Below are 19,503 nucleotides of genomic sequence, written 5' to 3'. Positions count from 1 at the left end.
GACCCATGGCGTGGCGGCGTGAGCGAAATGACCGGGCCTACTGTGGATGTTGTTCTGCCGTGTCTGAATGAATTCGGGGCGTTGCAATGGGTCCTGGCCCGGATGCCTCACGGGTACCGGGCCATCGTGGTGGACAATGGCTCCACCGACGGTTCGGCGGAACTAGCGGCGGAGCTTGGGGCGACGGTGATCCGGGAAAACCGACGAGGCTTCGGGGCGGCAGCCCATGCCGGCCTGCTCGCCGCTACGGCGGACTTCGTGGCGTTCTGTGACTGCGATGGCTCCCTGGATCCGGCCGGGCTGCCTGCCCTGCTGGCGCCTGTCATGGCCGGCACCGCCGATCTCGTGTTGGGCAGCCGCCAGCCGCAGTGGGGTTCATGGCCTTTACATGCCCGTAGCGCCAACTATGTCCTGGCCTGGTTGCTGCGCCGCCGCACCGGCGAAGCCGTCACCGACCTCGGACCCATGCGGGCCGCACGCCGCGCGGATCTGCTGTCCCTTCAGCTTGAGGACCGCAGGAGCGGATATCCTCTCGAAATGTTTCTCAAAGCCAGCCTGCGGGGCTGGAGAATCACCGAACTTCCGGTGGTTTATGCCCAGCGCACGGGCAAGTCCAAGGTAACCGGAACAGTCCTGGGCACAGTGAGGGCTGTGCGGGATATGTCGGCACAGCTCCGGGCGGCAGCCGCCGCAGCTGCTGCCGGGCCGGTCCGTACCCTTCCCGGCAGCGAGGAACAGCCGTGAGGCCAACGCTTGATCTGCAGGTGGCGGTTATCGCCAAGGAGTGCCTGCCGGGCCGGGTGAAGACCAGACTGACTCCGCCATTGACGCCCGTTCAGGCCGCTGACCTGGCACAACTCAGCCTCAGCAGGACCCTAGATACCATCAGACTCCTGCCGGTACGCGAACGGCTGCTGGTTATGGACGGGACACCACGCGCCCGGGATGCCGCAGGATTCGCCGTTGTGGCCCAGACCGGCGGCCCGCTGGATGAACGCCTCGCCGCAATCTGCGACGACGCCACCGGCCCCCTGCTGATCGTCGGCATGGACACACCCCAGATTTCACCGGCACATCTTGCCCCGCTACGCATGGACTGGTCCGCCGCGACGCCACAGCACGATGCCTGGATAGGACCGTCCGCCGACGGCGGCTTCTGGGCGCTAGCCCTCCGCCGCCCCGACGGCGCGCTGGTCCGCGGCGTGCCGATGTCCACGGACACGACCGGAGCCGACCAGCTCTCCCGACTGGCGGCGAACGGACTATCAGTAGGGCTGTTGCCGGTTCTGAGGGACATGGACCACATGGACGATGCACTGGAGATCGCCGCGGAAATCCCGGACACCGAATTTGCTGCCGCGGTGGCGGCCGCCGTCGAACACCTCCAGACAAGAGGCCGCGGTGACAAGCCCAAAGACCGCGCTGTGGTCTCCGGGACGGCATAGGGCAGGATCAAGGGTGGAATCCGATACGGCAGAGCCAGCAGCGGCAGCGGCGGACACCCGCTTCAGGCCGCAGGCGGTGTTGTTTGCGCAGTTGCATGCGCTGCAGACGGCAGGTGCGTTCTTGCTGTGGTGGATGGTGCTGCCCGGCAACCGGATTGCTGCGGCCCCCAAAAGTACCAGGGCGAGGAAGGCAGGATGCGCATCTCCGGCGACGTTGTTTTCCTCCACATCCTCGAGGACTCGAATGGCCGCCTCGAACTCGTCCACGTTTCGCAGTGAGCTGGCGAGTTGAATGAGTGCCTGAAGCCGTCGCCTATCATCGAGACCTGCGTCGAGGGCAAGGCGCTATAGGGGAATCGCTTCCGTGTCGCGCCCCAGAATGTCGTGCACAGAAGCCCATTCATACAGGGCCGCGGCATTCCCATCAGGTCGCTCATCGACGAGCGTTTTCATGCTCCTGAAGGTTGTCCACGGCATCGTGCAGGCCCATGGTGGTGCTCTGGAGGTTGCCAACGTTGCGGGTGGGTGCCGGTTTCGGTTGCGGATCCCCGCTGGCCAGGAGGCTCTGGGACCGGCCGTCTAGGGCAGTTCCCCACGCAGCGGGGCGGTGGCGAACTCGCGCATGCCGTCCTCGAAACTGCGCCGCGGAGCCCAACCCAGTTCGGCTTTGGCCCGTGCAGAGCTCGCGGTGATGTGCCGGACGTCGCCCCGCCGGAAGTCCCCTGTGATCACGGGGACCGGGCCGCCGCCAACAGCGCTCAGGACCCCCGCCATCTGACCAATGGTATGGACCTCCGAGGCTCCTACGTTGTATGCCCTCATACTGCCTGCCGCCATGACCCCGCCCGCTGCCAGCGCTTCAACGGCGCACAGGTTTGCCTCCGCCACGTCCGCCACGTGGATGAAGCTGCGGCGCTGGCCGCCGTCCTCGAACACCCGCGGCGCCTCCCCGCGGGCCAGGGCCGAGCGGAACAGGCTGGCCACGCCCGCATAGGGTGTGTCCCTGGGCATCCGGGGGCCATAGACGTTGTGGTACCGCAGGGCCGCGGCAGTGCCTCCGGTTGAACGGGCCCAGACCGATGCCAGGTTTTCCTGGGCCAGTTTGGAGGCAGCATAGACGTTCCGCGGGTCCAGCACCGCGCCTTCGGTGACCAGTGTGGGCTGCAGGAGCTCGCCGGTGACAGGGTCCCGGGGGTCAAAGATTCCGTGGTTCATGTCCTCCACCCGGCGTGGGCCGGGCCGCATCAGCCGGCCGGATGAGTCCGTGTAGGCGCCCTCGCCGTAGACCACCATGGAGGAGGCCAGCACCAGCTTGTCCCTGCCGGCCGAGGCCATGCCTGCCAGGAGTACGGCCGTGGCCAGGTCATTGTTGCGGACATAGTCCGGCGCATCGGAGAAGTCGACGCCGAGGCCCACCTTGGCGCTCTGATGGACAACGACGTCGATCCCCTCCAAAGCCGCAGCAACGGTGGATGCATCGCCAACGTCGCCCACCAGCAAAGACGCGCCGGGATGTGCTGCCGGCCTGACCGGATGCACCACCGGATCCAGCGAATCCAGGGTCCGGACCTCCCAGCCGCGGGCCAGGGCGGCCCCGACGATGTGGCCGCCAATGAAACCGGCTCCGCCGGTGACCAGAATTTTCACGGCGTCCTCCTTCCAGTACCGGGGCTGACCGGGCTGGCGGCGCCCATCACAGTGGCGACGGCGTCGGCGGGCATAAGGGCCATCCGCGGGAATCCGCCGCCGTCCGCCGTTTCCACGCAGGCCAGCCCCGCGGATACCCTCCTCGCCGCCTCGGATAGCACGGCCAGAACCCGCGGCTGCGCGGCCGCCAGGCGGCCGAGTACCAACTCCGCGGTCACGGGCTCGGAACCGTCGTGGCCGGTGTCGGCGTCGGTGATGAACGCCAGCGCCGCGAAATGCATGTTCAGCTCCGCCGCCAGCACCGGCTCGGGGTATTGGGTCATGCTGACCAGATGCGCACCGGCCCGGACCAGGGCTGCCGACTCGGCCTTGGTGGAAAAGCGTGGCCCGTTGATGACAGCCACGGTTGCAGCCGGTGCGAAGTGTTCGCCCTGCACCTCCAGAGCGTCGATGAGTGCGGCGCGCAGCGGGGCACTGTAAGGCTCGGCGGCGGGCAGGTGCTGCACGCCGGTGGGCAGCGAGCCGTCATAGAAAGTGTCCGCCCGGCCCCAGGTCCTGTCCAGAAACTGGTCGGGTACGGCAAAGGTCCCAGTTCCGTGGCTCGGAACCAGTCCGCCCACTGCCGCGGACGAAATGACAGCCTCCACACCCATGCTCTTGAGCGCCCAGAAGTTGGCACGGTGGTTGATCTGCTGCGGGGCAATGCTGTGTCCGCGGCCGTGCCGGCCCAGGAACACGACCACCGGGCCGTCCGCACCTCCGGGACCGTCCCGAGCAGGCAGCCGGGCAACGGTGACGGGGCTGGACGGCGGGCCAAAAGGCGTCGCGGCATCCAGCGTCTCCAGCACGGCAGCGCCGGGCAGCCGGTACAGGCCCGTGCCGCCAATAATGCCGACGCGGGCGAAGGGTTCCGAGGGATAGTCCATGACCCCATCATGCCAACCACGCGCAGCAGTTGACGCGGGTGGAATCCTTACGTATTTCGAACGCGGGCGCTGGGAACACGGCGGAACCGTCAGCGGTTTCGTAGGCGGGGAAGACCAGGGGTGGTCCGTGCAGGTGAAAGTGCTTGGGGTCAGCTGGCGCAGGTCGGCGAAAACGCCCGTTGCGCCGCCGCGCGCTTTCACGTGACCAAGCATCACTGCCGGGCCGCGGTCGCCAGGAGTGGGCGAGCCGTTGGACCAGCTTGCGGGTACGCCGGTGCCGGTGTCCTGCGGCACTACAAGCGACCGGTTCCCCCGCAGGCCCAAGCTCAGGAGGTTGGTCCGGACGCCGATGGCGGGGATCTCAAGTGTTACTGGTTCGGAGGTGACAGTACCGCCGGTAAAGGGTCGACGGCGGGCGCCGCAGAGCCGCGGCAGGCGGGGCCGGCGCCGCAGCAGGAGTAGTGGCGGGAGCAGCCGACGCCGGCGGTGAGGCGGGAGCCGACGGTGCGGAACCGGCGTCGGGCGTTCCGGTGCCGCAGCCAGCCAGAGGCAAAAGGAGCAGAACTCCAACCGCCGCGGAGGCCAGAAGGCCTCCGCGGCGACCGGAGTCCGTCGTGACGCCGGTGTCAGCGCAGCCTGCCGGGCTCAGCGTGGCGGGGTCAAGGCCGTGTACAACCACCACGGCGGTGCCTGCTTCCAAGGCTGCCTTGGTCTCGGAGCTCAGCTCAAACATGCGGTCAACGGTGTAGCTGGCGCCCTGGCCAGCGAGCTTGAGGTCAGGCCCGGCCGCACGGCTGGTGTCGCCGCTGGTGGAAAGCGTGGTGACAATGGCGCCGCAGGATGGTGCGCCTTCGGTGGTGGAGACCACGCCGTCGCCGTCCTTATCAGCCGACGCGGGAAGGCAGACGCCCTTGGCGCCGCCGTGGATGTGCTGGACGTGAGGGTAAGGTGCGTTCATGAAAGTTCGAGCCTCCTTACGGCGCCGAGAGTTGCCGGTTCCGTCTGGCAGCCTGCCCTCGCGGTCCTCACCGGCGGCTGGGGAACTGCCTGACCCTGTGGAATATCCTGGCGTTGGAGAGCGGACGGAGTATCGGGTCCCGGTCCGCCGTGGCGTTCCTGCTGACGGCAGCCGGGGCCCATGTGGCGGCCCTTGCCTTCATCCGCGACACTTCCAGCCTGCACTTCAGCCACCTCGCGGCGCCCCTGTTGGCGCTCATGATTGTCGCGTAGACGGCCCGGCTGAAGCGGCACCGACTCCGGCGCCGGATCCGGTGAAAGGACGACGACGGCATGGCACCGGCCGCCGACCGCTGAAATGTCAGAGAGCCCCTATGCCTTGCGGCACAGGGGCTCTCCGACTATCAGCCGGTTCCGGAGTCCCCGGTTGCTCCGGACTGTCGGCCTGTTCCGTACTCAGCCATCGATCAGTGGTCCACGGCCTTCTCCGCGCCCACACCGGTCAGGGACCGCACTTCCATTTCCGCCTGCTTGGCGGTGTCCTCGCGCTTCTTGTCCAGCACCGTGCCCAGCCAGCCGAGCAGGAATGCCAGCGGGATGGACACAATCCCGGGGTTGCTCAGGGGGAAGAAGGCGAAGTTGGCACCCGGGATCATGGAGGTCTTCAGTCCGGAAACTACAGGCGAGAAGGCGATCAGGATGATGGCCGAGCCCAGGCCGCCGTACATGCTCCAGACCGCACCCTGGGTGGTGAACCGGCGCCAGAACAACGAGTAGACGATGGTTGGGAGGTTCGCCGACGCCGCGACGGCGAAGGCGAGCGCCACCAGGAAAGCCACGTTCTGGCCGTTAGCGAAGATGCCGCCCAGGATGGCCATCACCCCGATAACCACCACGGTGCGCCGCGCCACCTTGACCTCGGTCTCGGCGTCGGCGTTGCCCTTGGAGATAACGCTGGCGTAGATGTCGTGGGCGAAGGACGCTGCGGCCGTGATGGTCAGGCCGGCCACCACGGCCAGGATGGTGGCGAAGGCCACCGCGGAGATGAAGCCCAGGAGCAGTGGTCCGCCGAGATAGAAGGCCAGCAGCGGTGCCGCCGAATTGACGCCGCCCGGGGCAGCCTTGATCGTTTCGGCTCCCACCAGCGCTGCAGCGCCGTAACCCAGGACCAGGGTGAACAGGTAGAAGAGTCCGATCAGCCCGATGGACCAGACAACGGACTTACGGGCTTCTTTGGCGGTCGGTACCGTGTAAAAGCGCATCAGCACGTGGGGCAGCGCGGCAGTACCCAGGACTAGGGCAAGGCCCAGGGACATAAAGTCGAGCTTGGACGTTTCGGTTTTGCCGTACTGCAGGCCGGGGTTGAGCATGTTCGGGTTGCCCGAGGTTTCCGCGGCGCCGCCCAGCAGGTCGGAGAGGTTGAACCCGTAGATGGCAAGCACCCAGAAGGTCATCACGGCAGCGCCGGCAATCAGCAGCATGGCCTTGATGATCTGGACCCAGGTGGTGCCCTTCATGCCGCCGATCAGTACGTACATGATCATCAGGGCGCCGACGACGATGATCACCAGTGCTTGTCCGCCCCAGTCGCTGATGCCCAGGAGCAGGGAGATCAGGCTGCCAGCGCCGGCCATCTGGGCCAGGAGGTAGAAAAAGCAGACCGCGAGGGTCGAGATGGCGGCGGCGATGCGCACAGGGCGCTGTTTGAGCCGGAACGAGAGGACATCTGCCATGGTGAACTTGCCGGTGTTGCGGAGCAGCTCAGCGACCAGCAGCAGGGCCACGAGCCAGGCAACCAGGAAGCCGATGGAGTACATAAATCCGTCGTAGCCATTAATGGCGATGGCGCCGGTGATCCCCAGGAAGGAAGCGGCCGAGAGGTAGTCGCCGGCGATGGCGGTGCCGTTTTGCGGGCCGGTGAAGGAGCGTCCGGCCGCGTAGTAGTCGGCAGCGGTTTTGTTGTTACGGCTGGCGCGCAGCACAATCACCATGGTCACGGCAACGAAAAGGCCGAAGATGCCCATATTAAGCAACGTAGTGTCCTTGAGGGCGGCCACATCCACCGCCGTGGCAATTCCGATCATTTGTTCACTCCGCTCACGATATTGCCGTCCTTATCAAACTCATGGCCTTCGATTTCGTTGCGGATCTCCGCCGCGATGGGGTCCAGCTTCCGGTTGGAGTAGCTGACATACCAGCCGGTGATGGCGAACGTGGAGACGAACTGAAGCAGGCCCAGGATCAGGCCGACGTTGATGTTGCCCCACACTTTTGTGGACATAAATTCGACGGCGTAGTCCGCCAGCAGGACATACGCGAAGTACCACAGCAGGAATGCCACAGCCATGGGGAACACAAAGCTGCGGTGACGTTTGCGCAGTTCCTGGAACCGCTCTGTCGACTGGACCTGTTCGAAGTCCACGGACGCCGCTGCGTCCGGAGTCTGGGCATCGTTACCCATCGTTCCTCCTCATTGAGACTTGCCTGGTTCACACGGACCGGCCTGCGGACAGGATGCGGACAATGTGACTGCAATCACTCTGCGCTGCGGTAGTCCTCTTTTCCAGAACCATGGCCGCAACGGTCGCTCAACGGCAACAATGCTGCGACTAACGGCACCCGCCGCTACGCTGGGCACCATGCCAGACTCCCCGCTCCTGACCGCCGCCGCAGTTGCGGTGATTGTGCTGGCGATCGCCGTCGTCGTCGGCGCTGGCATCAAGCTGCTCCGATCCTTCCGTGAGCTGGGCACCGACGCCGAGCGCGCCACGTACAACACCCTCCACACTGCATCTAGTGCCGGGCAACACCTGCGTACGGGCCTCAATCCGGCAGGCGCCGCCAAGGCGAGCCGGCAGCTAAGGAACCTGCTGGGCTGTGATGCGCTGGCCATCACCGATTCGGCCGGGGTGCTCGCCTGGGACGGTGCCGCCGAGGAACTGAAGCCCCGGTTGATGGGCCTGGCCGCCGACGTCCTGCTCGGCGGCCGGACCGCGGTGCTCCAGGCGCGGGACCTGGGTGCGGACCTTGCCTCCGGGAGCCTCGCCGCAGTCATCGCCCCGGTCCGTGCCGGGTCACGGGTGGTGGGCGTCGTGGCGGCGTTTGCCCCGTCGGCGGGCGCGGGCCTGGTCCGTGCCACGAGCGAAGTGGCGGACTGGGTGGCCGTCCAGGTGGAGCTCGCTGAGCTGGACGCGTCCCGGACGCTGCTGATGGAAGCCGAAGTCCGGGCGCTGCGTGCCCAGATCAGCCCCCATTTCATCTACAACTCGCTGAACGCCATCGCGTCGTTCATCAACACGGATCCGGAGCGGGCGCGCGAACTCGTGGTGGAGTTCGCCGATTTCACAAGGTATTCGTTCCGGCGCCACGGCGACTTCACTACGCTGGCGGAGGAACTACGCTGCATTGACCGGTACCTGCTGCTGGAGCGTGCCCGATTCGGTGAGCGCGTCCAGGTCAGCCTGCGGATCGCACCGGAAGTCCTGAGCACCGTCATCCCGTTCCTCAGCCTCCAGCCTCTGGTGGAGAACGCCGTCAGGCACGGCCTGGAGGCCAAGGAAGGGGCGGGCCACATCACCATCACCGCCAACGATTCGGGCGCCTACGCGGAAGTGACCATCGAGGACGACGGCGTGGGGATGGACCCTGCCGAGCTCCAGTCAATGCTGGCCGGGCACCACGACGGCGACCATGTGGGGCTGCGCAACGTGGACGCCCGGCTCCGGCAGGTGTACGGTGACCAGCACGGACTGGTGATCGAGACGGCGCCGGGCGAGGGAACGCTGATCACCATGCGCGTGCCCAAGTCCCAGCCCGGTCATGACGCCTGAACCAGCCGCATGCTTCCAACCGCCTGCTTCCAACCGCCTGCGGCGGCTAATGTAGGACCATGATTAATGTCCTCGTCGCCGACGACGAGCTACCCGCCGTGGAGGAACTGGCCTACCTGCTGGGCAAGGACGACCGGATCGGGGTCATCCACCGGGCTACGTCCGGCGCGGAGGCACTGCGGGCCCTGAACACTGAGAGGATTGATGCCGTCTTCCTGGATATTCACATGCCCGCCGTGTCCGGCCTTGATGTGGCACGCGCCATCACGCGCAGCAGCAAACCTCCGGCGGTGGTGTTTGTGACCGCGGACGAGGACTGCGCCTTGGAAGCCTTTGAACTGGCCGCCGTGGACTACCTGCTCAAGCCCGTCCGGGCCGAGCGGCTCTCCCGGTCGGTGGGCCGGATCAGCGAGCTGCTGCGCGACGGCGGCGCCGCCGCCGCCCCTGAGATGATCACCGTTGACCAGGGCGGCACCACCAGGATGATCAGGCGCGACGACGTCACATACGTCCAGGCGCAGGGAGACTACGCCCGGCTGCACACCGCGGATGCCAGCTACCTCATCCGTGTGCCACTGGCAGACCTTGAGCAGCAGTGGGCGGAGGCCGGGTTCATCCGGACGCACCGGTCCTACCTGGTGGCGCTGAAGCATGTTCAGTCCATGAAGCTGGCGGCGGACAAGCCCAGCGTCTCGGTGGCCGGCGCCGGCCTGCCCATCAGCCGCCGCCACCTTCCCATGGTCAGGGAAAAGCTGGAAGCCACCCGCATCCGGCCGCAGGCATGACCCGGGTCCGCGTCACCGCCCCACGCTCTGCGCCCCGGCCCGCCGGGGAATCCCGCGAGGCGGCGGAGGAATCAGACGTGGGACAGGTCTTCGTCCGCTCCCTGATCCGTTCCCAGCTGCGGCTGGCCCTGGTTGTGGCCATCGTGTTCCTGCTGATCCTGTCTGCGTTCCCGTTGCTGGCAGCCGTGCCGGGCTTGGCCGATACCCGGGTCGCGGGTGTCCCGTTCGACTGGATTCTGCTGGGTGCCGGCATCTATCCAGTGATCGGCCTCAGCGCCTGGCTTTTTATCCGGTCCGCGGCACGGAATGAGACCCGCTACCGGGACCTGGCCGGGGACAAGTGATGGCCTGATGAATCCCGCCGTGGGTGTGATGGCACTTGTTATCGTTTCGCTGGCAACAGCCGCCATAGGGTTCTACGGACTGCGGATTTCCCGGACCACCGGAGATTTCTACGTGGCCTCCCGGACTGTCAGGCCATGGTGGAACGCCTCGGCCATTGGCGGAGAGTACCTCTCTGCGGCGAGTTTCCTCGGCGTAGCCGGACTGATCCTGCTGTCCGGTACCGACGCGCTGTGGTTTCCCGTGGGCTACACCGCCGGCTACCTGATGCTGTTGCTCTTTGTGTCCGCACCGCTGCGCCGGTCCGGCGCCTACACGATCCCGGACTTCACCGAGGCCAGGCTGGATTCGCGCGCAGTCCGCCGTGTGACCAGTGTGGTGGTGGTTGTGGTGGGCTGGCTGTACATCGTGCCGCAGCTCCATGGTGCGGCCCTGACCATCCGGATCACCACGGGGCTGCCAGCCTGGGTGGGTTCCGCCGCCGTGGTGGTTGTGGTGTGCCTGACCGTTGTGGCCGGCGGCATGCGCTCCATCACCTTTGTGCAGGCGTTCCAGTTCTGGCTGAAGCTCACCGCCATTGCTGTGCCCGTCCTGTTCATCGTGTTTACGCTCGCCGGTGACGGGGAAGCCGCTGTGGCCCCCGCCGTCGTGAATCCCACCGGGCTGGCCCCGGCCGGGCCGTACCAGAACATCTCGCTGCTGGTGGCGCTGCTGTTCGGCACGCTGGGACTCCCTCACGTCCTGGTCCGCTTCTACACGAATCCGGACGGACATTCGGCCCGGCGGACCACCCTGATCGTGCTCGGGCTGCTCTCGGTGTTTTACCTGTTTCCCACCGCCTACGGGCTGGTGGGGCGGATGTTCGCGCCCGAACTCGCCCTGTCAGGGCAGCCGGACGCCGTGGTTCTCCTGCTGCCGGGGCAGCTGATCGGTGGAACCGCCGGCGATCTGCTCTCCGCGTTGGTGGTGGCCGGAGCCTTTGCCGCGTTCCTGTCCACCACGTCCGGCCTGGTGGTCTCCTTGGCGGGCGTAATCAGCCAGGACGTGCTCGGCGGCGGTGTGCGGGGATTCCGGCTCGCCGCCGTCGTCTCCGCTGTGGTCCCGCTGGGATTTGCCCTGATGACTGATTCCATGGCGCTGGCCGGAAGCGTGGGCCTGGTGTTCGCGTTTACGGCCTCCACCGTCTGCCCGGTGCTCCTGCTGGGCATCTGGTGGCGCGGGCTCACCGATGCGGGCGCCATCGCCGGCATGGTGACCGGAGGCGTCCTCTGCGGTGGCGCCATGGTGTGGGGAAACATCCTGGGCGCCGCCGGCACGCCGTTCTGGCTGGCCCAGCCGGCGGCGTGGACCGTTCCCGCCGCCTTCGCCGTGACAGTGCTTGTCTCCCGGGCGACAAAACATCGGATTCCGCGGACCACGGCACGGGTCATGACCCGGCTGCACACGCCGGAACGGCCATTGGCCACCGAACGCTGATCGTACCCGCACAAGCGGTCCTGGGCTTCCCTCCGGGCGGCCGGAGGGAGGACAATTGCGGCATCTCCACGCAGGACGGAAGCACCCCCAACGAGGCGGACGGAGTCCCGCCGTCGGTCCGGGCGCATCTGCTCGCCACCGAGCATTGGAGCCTGCTTGCATCCCGCAGCACTACACAGGCTGAGGTGCTGACCCGCATCGGCATGTTCCTGATGTTCACCTCCGCCAGCCTGGTCAGCCTGGCGCTTGTGGGTCAGGCCACCACGTTCTCGGACATGTTCATGGTTTTGGCCGGAGTGGTGCTCTTCGTGGACGTCGTCATCGGCTGCCTCTCGCAGGTCCGGGTTTTTAATGTTGCGTACGAGGACCTGATGTATGTGCTCGCGATGAACCGACCGCGGTCGGCCTACGTTGCCCTTGACCCGGGCATCTCCCGGCACTTCATGACCTCCGTGCACGACGACCTGCCAGGCTCCGTCCAGACGTACGACTCCCTGGGGAGCCTCAACCCACTGAGCCATGTGGCAGGAAGCAGCATGACTTTCATCAGCACAGCGAACTCGGCGCTCATCGCGATCCTGGCAGGGCTGCTGACATCCATCTTCGGGACAGGTGTCTCCGGTGCGGCCGCCGTAGGGGCAAGTGTTCGGACTGGCTTTTTTCACCGGTTCGTCGGTCTACGGCTACAGGACGTATATGGCAGTTTGGCGCCAATTCACGCCTGTGTCCCCCACTCCCCGGGAAAGTCATTGAGCCTGGTCCGGGGCAGCGTGCCGGGACGCTTTCAGTCGATGGCCGCCATGAGTTCAACCACGCGGTCCAGGAAGGCATCTACCTGCGTCTCTTCGTAGCCGTCCTTGCCGACGGCGGGACGGAAGACCACCCGGCGGACGTTGTCCACGCTGAGCGGCTTGTCCTCTTCGAGGTAGCCGATCAGGTCGTAGCAAAGGTTGTCCACATCCAGGATGTTGTAACTGCGGGCCTTCTTCTTTGACGGCCGCCGGAACCGCTCACCGTCAGGCCGGTGAAGGCGGCCCCTGAGGATTCCGGAGAGGCTGCCGATCTCCCGCAGCCAGGCATCCTCGCCCTTGGCGGCGATCAGTTCGTCCCGTTCGCGGCGGGCGAAGGCGTCTTCGAGCCGGTCCAGCGCTGCGTCAACGACGGCGGCAGCGTAGCCGCCCTTGACCGGGTCAAAGGAGACGCCCCGGACGTCGGCGCTGGTGACGCCTCGGCTGGTGGCCTTCGGTGTTTCAAGTGCCGCCCTGGCCCGCTGGAGGAACTGGTCCACCTGTTTGGCGTTGTACCCGAATTCGTTGCCCCGCACGCGCTCAAACGACGCGGGAGTTTTCCGTTGAAAGTCCAATGCCACTGTTGTTCCTTTGTTGCTCTTCAGCTGGGTCAGGTTACGCACCAGTCTATTGGCGCTGCCGGTGCTCCGGCGGAGGTGGGCAGTTAAGGCCGTGTCAGACGCCCGCGACCAGTGCGAACAGCACAAATGCCACGGGACAGGCGAAGACGATGGAATCCAGCCGGTCCATGACGCCCCCATGTCCGGGCAGGATGCTGCTCATGTCCTTGATTCCCAGTTCCCGCTTGACCATGGACTCGGCCAGGTCTCCTGCGGTGGACGCTGCAACGACGCCAACCGCAAGGATCACCCCCACCCACCAGGGTTTGTCCAGCAGGAAAATGCTGGCGAGGATGCCGATCAACACGGCCCCGGCAACGGATCCGGCGAAACCCTCCCAGGATTTCTTGGGGCTGATTTTGGGGGCCATGGGATGTTTGCCCAGCGACGCGCCTACGAGATAGCCGAACGTATCGTTCGAAACCACTAGCAGGAGCATCACGGCCACCTGCCAGGCCCCTGGCGGCACGGTCCCGCCAGGCCAGAGACCCACCGGGGTGGTGACACCGACGGCGTGCAGCGGCAGCACGGCGAAACTGATGAAGAACGGCACCCAACCCAGGGTGAACACGCCGGCAAAGATGCTGTTCGCTGATCCCGCCGGGCTCTCCACTGAACGCCAGAGGAGAACTGCAACGCAGCTCAGGAGCATGACGAAAAGAAGGCTCTCAAGACCGCCGAAATAGGCCGCAAACGGCATGCCGACTGTACCCACCATGACCGGGACGATGGGCATCCTGGTTCCGTTCGCCTCCAGGGCGCGGAAGATCTCCCAGACTCCGAAGACCGCGAACCCGGTGGTGACCGCCACGAATCCGAGCGGGAGGAAAACCAGGCCGCCCAGCACACCGATCAGCATGGCCAAGCCCACCACAATGGCTGCCGGAAGATTCCGGCCGGCCTTGGGTGTCGGATTACTCCGCAACTGTTTCCCCCTGGTGCGCGCCCTTTGTGTGGGGGCCTGCTCTGCCTGGCTCATCAGACTTCGAGCAGCTCTGCTTCCTTGCGCTTGAGCAGCTCGTCAATGCCGTCCACGTGCGATTTGGTCAGGGCATCCAGTTCCTTTTCGGCACGGCTGCCTTCGTCCTCGCCGGCTTCGCCGTCCTTGACCAGCTTGTCCAGCGTCTCTTTGGCCTTGCGCCGGATGTTGCGGATGGAGATCTTCGCGTCCTCGCCCTTGGTCTTGACGATCTTGACGTATTCCTTCCGGCGTTCCTGGGTCAGGTCCGGGATGGTGATTCTGATGACGTTGCCGTCGTTGGAGGGGTTGGCACCCACCTCGGAATCACTCAGGGCCCTCTCGATGTCCCGCAGCGCGGTCTTATCGAACGGCGTGATGAGGATGGTGCGCGCGTCCGGAATGGCGAAGGAAGCGAGCTGCTGCAGCGGGGTGGGCGAACCGTAGTAGTCCACCAGGACCTTGTTGTAAAGGCCCGGGTTTGCCCGTCCGGTGCGGATCGAGGCGAAGTCTTCCTTGGCTACCTCTACTGCCTTGTCCATCTTCTCTTCGGCTTCGAGCAAGGTTTCTTCGATCACGGTCTCTCCTCAGAAATCAGTGCAGTCCGGATACCGGTTCCCTGCACAATCTTGGTTCAGTGTTCCTGGTTCCATTGTTGCCCGGCCGCGGCCATGGAACCGTACTCAGATCATCCTAGCTGCAGCTACGGGGTCACCAGGGTACCGAGCTTTTCACCCAGGATGGCGCGGGTGACGTTCCCTTCGCCTTCCATTCCGAAAACCACCATGGACAGGTTGTTGTCCTTGCACATGGTCATTGCCGTCTGGTCCATGACCCTGATGTCGCGGCGCAGGGCGTCGTCGTAGCTCAGGGTGTCCAGCTTCTCGGCAGTGGGGTCCTTCTTCGGATCCGCGGTGTAGACGGCGTCCACGCCGCTCTTGGCCATCAGGACAACATCCGCGTGGACTTCCAGGGCGCGCTGGGCGGCCACAGTGTCCGTGGAAAAGTACGGTAGGCCGGCGCCGGCGCCGAAGATGACCACGCGGCCCTTTTCCATGTGCCGGATGGCCCGGCGCGGAATGTACGCCTCGGCGACCTGGCCCATGGTGATGGCGCTCTGCACGCGGGTTTCCACGCCGGCCTGCTCCAGGAAGTCCTGCAGCGCCAGGCAGTTCATGACGGTACCGAGCATGCCCATGTAGTCCGCGCGCGAACGGTCCATGCCGCTCTGGGACAGTTCCGCACCACGGAAGAAGTTACCGCCGCCGACGACTATTGCGACCTCGACGTCGGGGACCGCCGCAGCGATCTGCTTGGCGACATCGCGGACGGTGTCGGGATCGACGCCCAGCTTGCCGCCGCCGAAGACCTCGCCGGACAACTTCAGGAGGACGCGGCGCCTGCTTTTCTCTGGCTGGCTTGAAGAATTGACGGCTTCCATGGGTGCCTTCCCGTTGGTGAACTCTGAAAAAGGTTATCGTGCCGGGTGGCCAAAGGTCTCATCGGACGTTTAGCCGGTGCATGCAAAAGGGGCGGCCACCGAAGTGGCCACCCCTTTGCGGATTCGGCTAGGAGCCGACGCGGAAACGTGCGAAGGACGTGCCCTTGACGCCGGCCTCTTCGAGAACCTGCGCCACAGACTTCTTGGCATCCTTGGCGAAAGCCTGGTCAACCAGGACCTCACCCTTGAAGAAGCCCGTTACGCGGCCTTCCACAATCTTGGTCATTGCCGCCTCGGGCTTGCCTTCAGCCTTGGCAGTCTCTTCGGCAATGCGACGCTCGGACTCGACCAGGTCGGACGGTACGTCTTCCCGGGTCAGGTAGTTCGGGGACATCGCTGCGATGTGCACTGCAATGTCGTGCGCGGCGGTGGCAGCGGCTTCGCCTTCACCGTCAACAGCGAACAGGACGCCGACCTGGGCCGGGAGATCCTTGGACGTCTTGTGCAGGTACGCGTCAACGGTGCCGCCCACTATGCGGGAGAGCTTGCGGACAACAACCTTCTCGCCGAGGATTGCACCTTCTTCGACGACAACCTCGGACAGCGGCTTGCCGTCAACTTCGATGGCCAGGAGGGTGTCGAGATCGGCAGCGCCGGACTCCACAGCCACGGCCAGGACCTTGTCAGCCAGCTGGATGAACTTGTCAGCCTTGGCCACGAAGTCGGTCTCGCAGTTGACTTCAATCATAACGCCGACGCCGTTGCTGACCTTGGCGGCCACCAGGCCTTCAGCGGTGGAGCGGCCTTCGCGCTTCGTAGCGCCCTTGAGGCCCTTGATGCGGATGATCTCGATGGCCTTTTCGGCGTCACCGTTGGCTTCGTCAAGAGCCTTCTTGACATCCATCATGCCGGCGCCGGTGCGCTCGCGCAGAGCCTTGATATCGGCGGCAGTGTAGTTCGCCATGGGAACCCCTCTGTCTAGAAAATGTATGTGGTGTACGGACCGACAGGACAGCGGCTCACCGGGTGAGCCGCCATCCTGTCAGGTGCTCCGGCGCTGCGGGCAGCGCCGGAGAATCCGGCTTTACTTGTCAGCGTCGGCGGCGGGAGCCTCGGCGGCTGCCGGAGCTTCCTCGGCAACCGGGGCTGCTTCTTCGACTGCCGGAGCGGCAGCTTCTTCAGCGGCCGGAGCAGCCTCAGCGGCGGGAGCTTCTTCAGTCTTGCTGCCTTCGAGGAGTTCGCGCTCCCACTCGGCCAGCGGCTCTTCCGGAGCTTCCGTGGTGCCCGTGGCGCGGTTGTGGCGGGCGATGAGGCCCTCCGCAACGGCGTCGGCGACAACGCGGGTCAGCAGGTTGACGGAGCGGATGGCGTCGTCGTTGCCCGGGATCGGGAAGTCGACTTCGTCAGGATCGCAGTTGGTGTCCAGGATGGCCACAACCGGGATGTTCAGCTTCTTGGCTTCGTCAACGGCCAGGTGTTCCTTCTTGGTGTCCACGATCCAGAGCACGGACGGTGCCTTGGTCAGGTTGCGGATACCGCCGAGGTTGGTTTCCAGCTTGGTGAGTTCACGGCGAAGGAGCAGCAGTTCCTTCTTGGTGTACGCGGAACCGGCGACGTCGTCGAAATCGATCTCTTCCAGTTCCTTCATGCGCTGGATGCGCTTGGAAACGGTCTGGAAGTTGGTCAGCATACCGCCGAGCCAGCGCTGGTTCACGTAGGGCTGTCCAACGCGGGTAGCCTGCTCAGCGATGGATTCCTGGGCCTGCTTCTTGGTGCCTACGAAGAGTACGGTGCCGCCGTGTGCAACGGTGGCCTTTACGAACTCGTAGGCGCGGTCGATGTAGGACAGCGACTGCTGAAGGTCAATGATGTAGATGCCGTTGCGCTCCGTGAAGATGAATCGCTTCATCTTCGGGTTCCAACGGCGGGTCTGGTGTCCAAAGTGGACGCCGCTGTCAAGCAGCTGGCGCATAGTTACGACGGGCATGCCGGCGCTCCTTCCGGCAGGTCATTCATGAGAGAGCCTTTTCAGGCTCTCTTACCCTGCCAATAGTTGACGGTTATTTAGCGTGGCCCAAGGCGGGCCGTGCTCCTGGCATCCATTGCGACTCCCATCAGGACCGCGAGGCCCTGACCGCAAGAGACACAATCCTCCTCATACAAAGCCGGGGCTTCAGATTTGGAGGGCTGGATACGCGTAGTCAGTTGCTGCTCCCCCGCATTCCTGAATGAGGCGTGCCGACGCAAGCGTTGAGGGCACAGCAAACTGCTCCACCAAGTGTACTACAGGAGCCAATATCCGCTGGACTACCAGGGGGCCTTCGGCGGGCGTTTTCCACATGGCCATAGCATGGACTCCCCATCAGGGATCCGGCACGTAAAGCTGGGTTCATGAAAGCATTGCTTGTGCTCGCCGCCGTCCTTCTGTTTCCGGCAGCGGTGGCTCCAGCGGAGACAGCGCCGCGAGCTTCCTGGGCGTGGCCGCTCTCCCCCAGGCCCGCGGTGCTGCGCGCCTTTGACCCTCCTGACAAGCCGTGGATGAGCGGGCACCGGGGTGTGGACCTGGAGGCAACGCACGACGGCGTCCCGGTCACCTCGCCGGAGTCCGGCACCGTCCGTTTTGTGGGAGTGGTAGTGGACCGCCCTGTGATCACCATCGATCACGGGGGCGGTCTCCGCAGCAGTTTTGAGCCGGTCGACAGCCCGCTCACAGCGGGAACCGTGGTGGCGAAGGGCGAAACCATCGGAACGCTGCTACCCGGGCACTGTGGCGCCCTTGCCTGCGTCCACTGGGGCGTCCGGCGCGGGGACGCGTATGTCAATCCGCTGGAATTCGTCACGGACCTCCGCCCGTCCATCCTGTTGCCTTTGGGGCCGGACACTGGCTGACGGCTGACGGCACTAGGGCGTGTCTCCTAATAGGGTGCTCCAGATGACGATGGCGTGCAGAACGGTCGCTGACCGGTAGGTGAGGGCCAGTTTGTCGTAGCGCGTGGCCAGGGGTCGCCATTGCTTGAGGGTGTTGAAGCTGCGCTCGACGACGTTGCGCCGTTTGTAGGCGTCCCTGTCGTAGATGACGGGGCGTCCGCTGGAGGAGCCCTTGCGTTTGCGGTTGGCTTTCTGATCGTCCTTTTCGGGGATGACGCATTCAATGCCCCGCCCGCGCAGGTAGGCCCGAATTGCTTTGGATGAGTAGGCCTTGTCAGCCATGGCCCGGTCTGGTCGGGTGCGGGGCCGTCCGGGACCTTCCCGCTCGACCTTGAGGGCGTCCATAAGATTTTCAAACATGGGCGAGTTTCCGCCCTGGCCGGGGCCCAGGAGAAGGACCACGGGGCGCATATTGCCGTCAACCAGAGCGTGGATCTTGGTGGTCAGCCCACCGCGGGAGCGGCCGATGGCGTGGTCATCAGGCTCATCAAACAGATTCATGTATTTCGAGAGGTCCCCCTGTGTGGCGGGGAAGGTTCGTGCCGTGTTGATGGGCGCGGTTGACCGTGGAGTCCACAGACACCTCCCAGTTGATCAGCCCTTGTGCATCGGCACGGGTCAACAACGCAGTCAGAACCTTGTCCCAGGTCCCGCTGGCGCTGTTGCGGCGGTGGTGCTTCCACACGGTCTTCCATGACCCGAAATGGGCAGGGAGATCACGCCATGGATCCCGTCTGGTAGCGATAGATGGTGCCCTCGGTCATCAACCGGTGGTCATTGAAGGGCCGACCGGACTTCCCCGAGGAATCAGGCATCAACGGGGAAATAAACTCCCACTGGGCATCGGACAACAAAGCGGAACGCGAACTCACCCCTAAATATTGCCAAATGGCCTACCAAGTGATTCGGAGACACGCACTAGGCCCCAGCTTGTCATTTGCGGACCACTTCTGGATGACGACGTCCGGACTACCACGACATTAGGCGCGCCATCAGAGTGTCTGGATATCGGTGGATTCGTGGTTGGCCGACACGCTGGGAGTTGGTTCTGGGCGAGGGAAACGATGGCCACATCGGATCCATGGGAGGCGTCAGGGCGTGCGCGACGCTAAGAAACGGCGTCCGGTAACGATCGACCTCGCGACGACCCGGTTGGGCGAGTTCAACGACATGGCGATGGGGCACCGCATCGGTTACAGCGGCGACGCGTGAGTGACCTCAGGCTGTTTGGGATGGGTTCTGGGGGTCGGTGATCACGGCGCGTGAACCGCCGTCCATGCCCTTGACCTTCTTGACGGTGAGTTTGAAGTAATGGCGCTGATGATGCCGTCGCTGAGTTGCCAACATCGGGGCACCCCCG

At 65.1% G+C, this 19,503-nt stretch carries 21 protein-coding genes and 2 pseudogenes; 9 read left to right on the top strand and 14 right to left on the bottom strand.

All coding sequences use genetic code 11. From position 1 onward, the window contains the following. Window positions 1–27 precede the first annotated feature (27 nt). Window positions 28–744: a glycosyltransferase family 2 protein gene (locus tag ACQCS0_RS08090; RefSeq protein WP_354156092.1), complete on the top strand. Its 717-nt coding sequence runs from the start codon at window positions 28–30 to the stop codon at window positions 742–744. After that, window positions 741–1,445 carry a DUF2064 domain-containing protein gene (locus ACQCS0_RS08085; RefSeq protein WP_354156032.1) on the top strand — a complete coding sequence of 235 codons (705 nt, stop codon included), beginning with the start codon at window positions 741–743 and terminating at the stop codon, window positions 1,443–1,445. Before ACQCS0_RS08090 ends, ACQCS0_RS08085 begins: the two co-directional genes overlap by 4 nt. A 225-nt stretch (window positions 1,446–1,670) precedes the next feature. Here the strand turns inward: ACQCS0_RS08085 and ACQCS0_RS08080 are convergent. From ACQCS0_RS08080 to ACQCS0_RS08065, 4 genes and pseudogenes are all read right to left on the bottom strand, one after another. Further along, window positions 1,671–1,739: pseudogene (locus tag ACQCS0_RS08080) on the bottom strand (hypothetical protein); the annotation flags it as partial. A gap of 285 nt (window positions 1,740–2,024) precedes the next feature. Next, entirely contained in the window at window positions 2,025–3,092 is a 1,068-nt protein-coding gene (locus ACQCS0_RS08075) for an NAD-dependent epimerase/dehydratase family protein (protein WP_426940179.1), read from the bottom strand. Then, a complete protein-coding gene (locus tag ACQCS0_RS08070; protein ID WP_426940178.1) occupies window positions 3,089–4,018 on the bottom strand; it encodes an MTAP family purine nucleoside phosphorylase in 930 nt (309 codons plus the stop codon). Before ACQCS0_RS08070 ends, ACQCS0_RS08075 begins: the two co-directional genes overlap by 4 nt. 361 nt (window positions 4,019–4,379) lie before the next feature. Next, window positions 4,380–4,976: a hypothetical protein gene (locus tag ACQCS0_RS08065; RefSeq protein WP_354155969.1), complete on the bottom strand. Its 597-nt coding sequence runs from the start codon at window positions 4,974–4,976 to the stop codon at window positions 4,380–4,382. Between the two features lie 113 nt (window positions 4,977–5,089). Between ACQCS0_RS08065 and ACQCS0_RS08060 the strand changes: the two genes are divergently transcribed. Next, on the top strand, window positions 5,090–5,248 hold the full coding sequence (locus ACQCS0_RS08060; RefSeq protein ID WP_354155970.1) for a hypothetical protein: 159 nt from the start codon (window positions 5,090–5,092) through the stop codon (window positions 5,246–5,248). Between the two features lie 194 nt (window positions 5,249–5,442). On the opposite strand, the gene ACQCS0_RS08055 is transcribed toward ACQCS0_RS08060, so the two are convergent. Both ACQCS0_RS08055 and ACQCS0_RS08050 read right to left on the bottom strand, forming a co-directional pair. Next, window positions 5,443–7,059: a cation acetate symporter gene (locus ACQCS0_RS08055; RefSeq protein ID WP_354155971.1), complete on the bottom strand. Its 1,617-nt coding sequence runs from the start codon at window positions 7,057–7,059 to the stop codon at window positions 5,443–5,445. Continuing rightward, window positions 7,056–7,436: a DUF485 domain-containing protein gene (locus tag ACQCS0_RS08050; RefSeq protein ID WP_354155972.1), complete on the bottom strand. Its 381-nt coding sequence runs from the start codon at window positions 7,434–7,436 to the stop codon at window positions 7,056–7,058. The genes ACQCS0_RS08055 and ACQCS0_RS08050 overlap by 4 nt, the downstream gene beginning before the upstream one ends. Window positions 7,437–7,614: 178 nt before the next feature. On the opposite strand from ACQCS0_RS08050, the gene ACQCS0_RS08045 reads away from it, so the two are divergent. The 5 genes from ACQCS0_RS08045 (at window position 7,615) to ACQCS0_RS08025 (ending at window position 12,259) form a co-directional block, all read left to right on the top strand. Continuing rightward, a complete protein-coding gene (locus tag ACQCS0_RS08045) occupies window positions 7,615–8,805 on the top strand; it encodes a histidine kinase (RefSeq protein ID WP_354156029.1) in 1,191 nt (396 codons plus the stop codon). A gap of 59 nt (window positions 8,806–8,864) precedes the next feature. Further along, window positions 8,865–9,590 carry a LytTR family DNA-binding domain-containing protein gene (locus tag ACQCS0_RS08040; RefSeq protein ID WP_354155973.1) on the top strand — a complete coding sequence of 242 codons (726 nt, stop codon included), beginning with the start codon at window positions 8,865–8,867 and terminating at the stop codon, window positions 9,588–9,590. Further along, window positions 9,587–9,934, top strand: a complete 348-nt coding sequence (locus ACQCS0_RS08035; protein WP_354155974.1) for a hypothetical protein — start codon at window positions 9,587–9,589, stop codon at window positions 9,932–9,934. Before ACQCS0_RS08040 ends, ACQCS0_RS08035 begins: the two co-directional genes overlap by 4 nt. Before the next feature lie 7 nt (window positions 9,935–9,941). Beyond that, window positions 9,942–11,408 carry a cation acetate symporter gene (locus tag ACQCS0_RS08030; RefSeq protein WP_354155975.1) on the top strand — a complete coding sequence of 489 codons (1,467 nt, stop codon included), beginning with the start codon at window positions 9,942–9,944 and terminating at the stop codon, window positions 11,406–11,408. Window positions 11,409–11,593: 185 nt separating this feature from the next. Further along, entirely contained in the window at window positions 11,594–12,259 is a 666-nt protein-coding gene (locus ACQCS0_RS08025; protein ID WP_354155976.1) for a hypothetical protein, read from the top strand. Here the strand turns inward: ACQCS0_RS08025 and ACQCS0_RS08020 are convergent. The 6 genes from ACQCS0_RS08020 to rpsB form a co-directional block, all read right to left on the bottom strand. Continuing rightward, window positions 12,193–12,777 carry a DivIVA domain-containing protein gene (locus tag ACQCS0_RS08020; RefSeq protein ID WP_354155977.1) on the bottom strand — a complete coding sequence of 195 codons (585 nt, stop codon included), beginning with the start codon at window positions 12,775–12,777 and terminating at the stop codon, window positions 12,193–12,195. The genes ACQCS0_RS08025 and ACQCS0_RS08020 overlap by 67 nt on opposite strands. 94 nt (window positions 12,778–12,871) lie before the next feature. Continuing rightward, complete coding sequence (locus ACQCS0_RS08015) at window positions 12,872–13,795, bottom strand: phosphatidate cytidylyltransferase (protein WP_354155978.1); 924 nt, start codon at window positions 13,793–13,795, stop codon at window positions 12,872–12,874. After that, on the bottom strand, window positions 13,795–14,352 hold the full coding sequence (gene frr, locus ACQCS0_RS08010; RefSeq protein ID WP_190988619.1) for a ribosome recycling factor: 558 nt from the start codon (window positions 14,350–14,352) through the stop codon (window positions 13,795–13,797). Before frr ends, ACQCS0_RS08015 begins: the two co-directional genes overlap by 1 nt. Before the next feature lie 125 nt (window positions 14,353–14,477). Beyond that, window positions 14,478–15,215 carry a UMP kinase gene (gene pyrH / locus ACQCS0_RS08005; protein ID WP_193340142.1) on the bottom strand — a complete coding sequence of 246 codons (738 nt, stop codon included), beginning with the start codon at window positions 15,213–15,215 and terminating at the stop codon, window positions 14,478–14,480. A 127-nt stretch (window positions 15,216–15,342) separates the two neighbouring features. Next, window positions 15,343–16,179: a translation elongation factor Ts gene (tsf, locus tag ACQCS0_RS08000; RefSeq protein ID WP_354155979.1), complete on the bottom strand. Its 837-nt coding sequence runs from the start codon at window positions 16,177–16,179 to the stop codon at window positions 15,343–15,345. 120 nt (window positions 16,180–16,299) lie between these two features. Then, complete coding sequence (gene rpsB / locus ACQCS0_RS07995) at window positions 16,300–17,202, bottom strand: 30S ribosomal protein S2 (RefSeq protein ID WP_332761179.1); 903 nt, start codon at window positions 17,200–17,202, stop codon at window positions 16,300–16,302. 404 nt (window positions 17,203–17,606) lie between these two features. On the opposite strand from rpsB, the gene ACQCS0_RS07990 reads away from it, so the two are divergent. After that, window positions 17,607–18,104 (top strand): M23 family metallopeptidase, encoded by a 498-nt coding sequence (locus ACQCS0_RS07990; RefSeq protein ID WP_354155980.1) that lies wholly within the window; start codon window positions 17,607–17,609, stop codon window positions 18,102–18,104. 12 nt (window positions 18,105–18,116) lie between these two features. On the opposite strand, the pseudogene ACQCS0_RS07985 reads toward ACQCS0_RS07990, so the two are convergent. Continuing rightward, window positions 18,117–18,958: pseudogene (locus tag ACQCS0_RS07985) on the bottom strand (IS5 family transposase). 403 nt (window positions 18,959–19,361) lie between these two features. Then, a complete protein-coding gene (locus ACQCS0_RS07980) occupies window positions 19,362–19,490 on the bottom strand; it encodes a hypothetical protein (protein WP_354155981.1) in 129 nt (42 codons plus the stop codon). Window positions 19,491–19,503: the final 13 nt, after the last annotated feature.

Source organism: Pseudarthrobacter sp. S6 (assembly GCF_050156575.1).
GTDB lineage: Bacteria > Actinomycetota > Actinomycetes > Actinomycetales > Micrococcaceae > Arthrobacter.
This window is presented reverse-complemented; position numbering and strand designations above follow the sequence as displayed.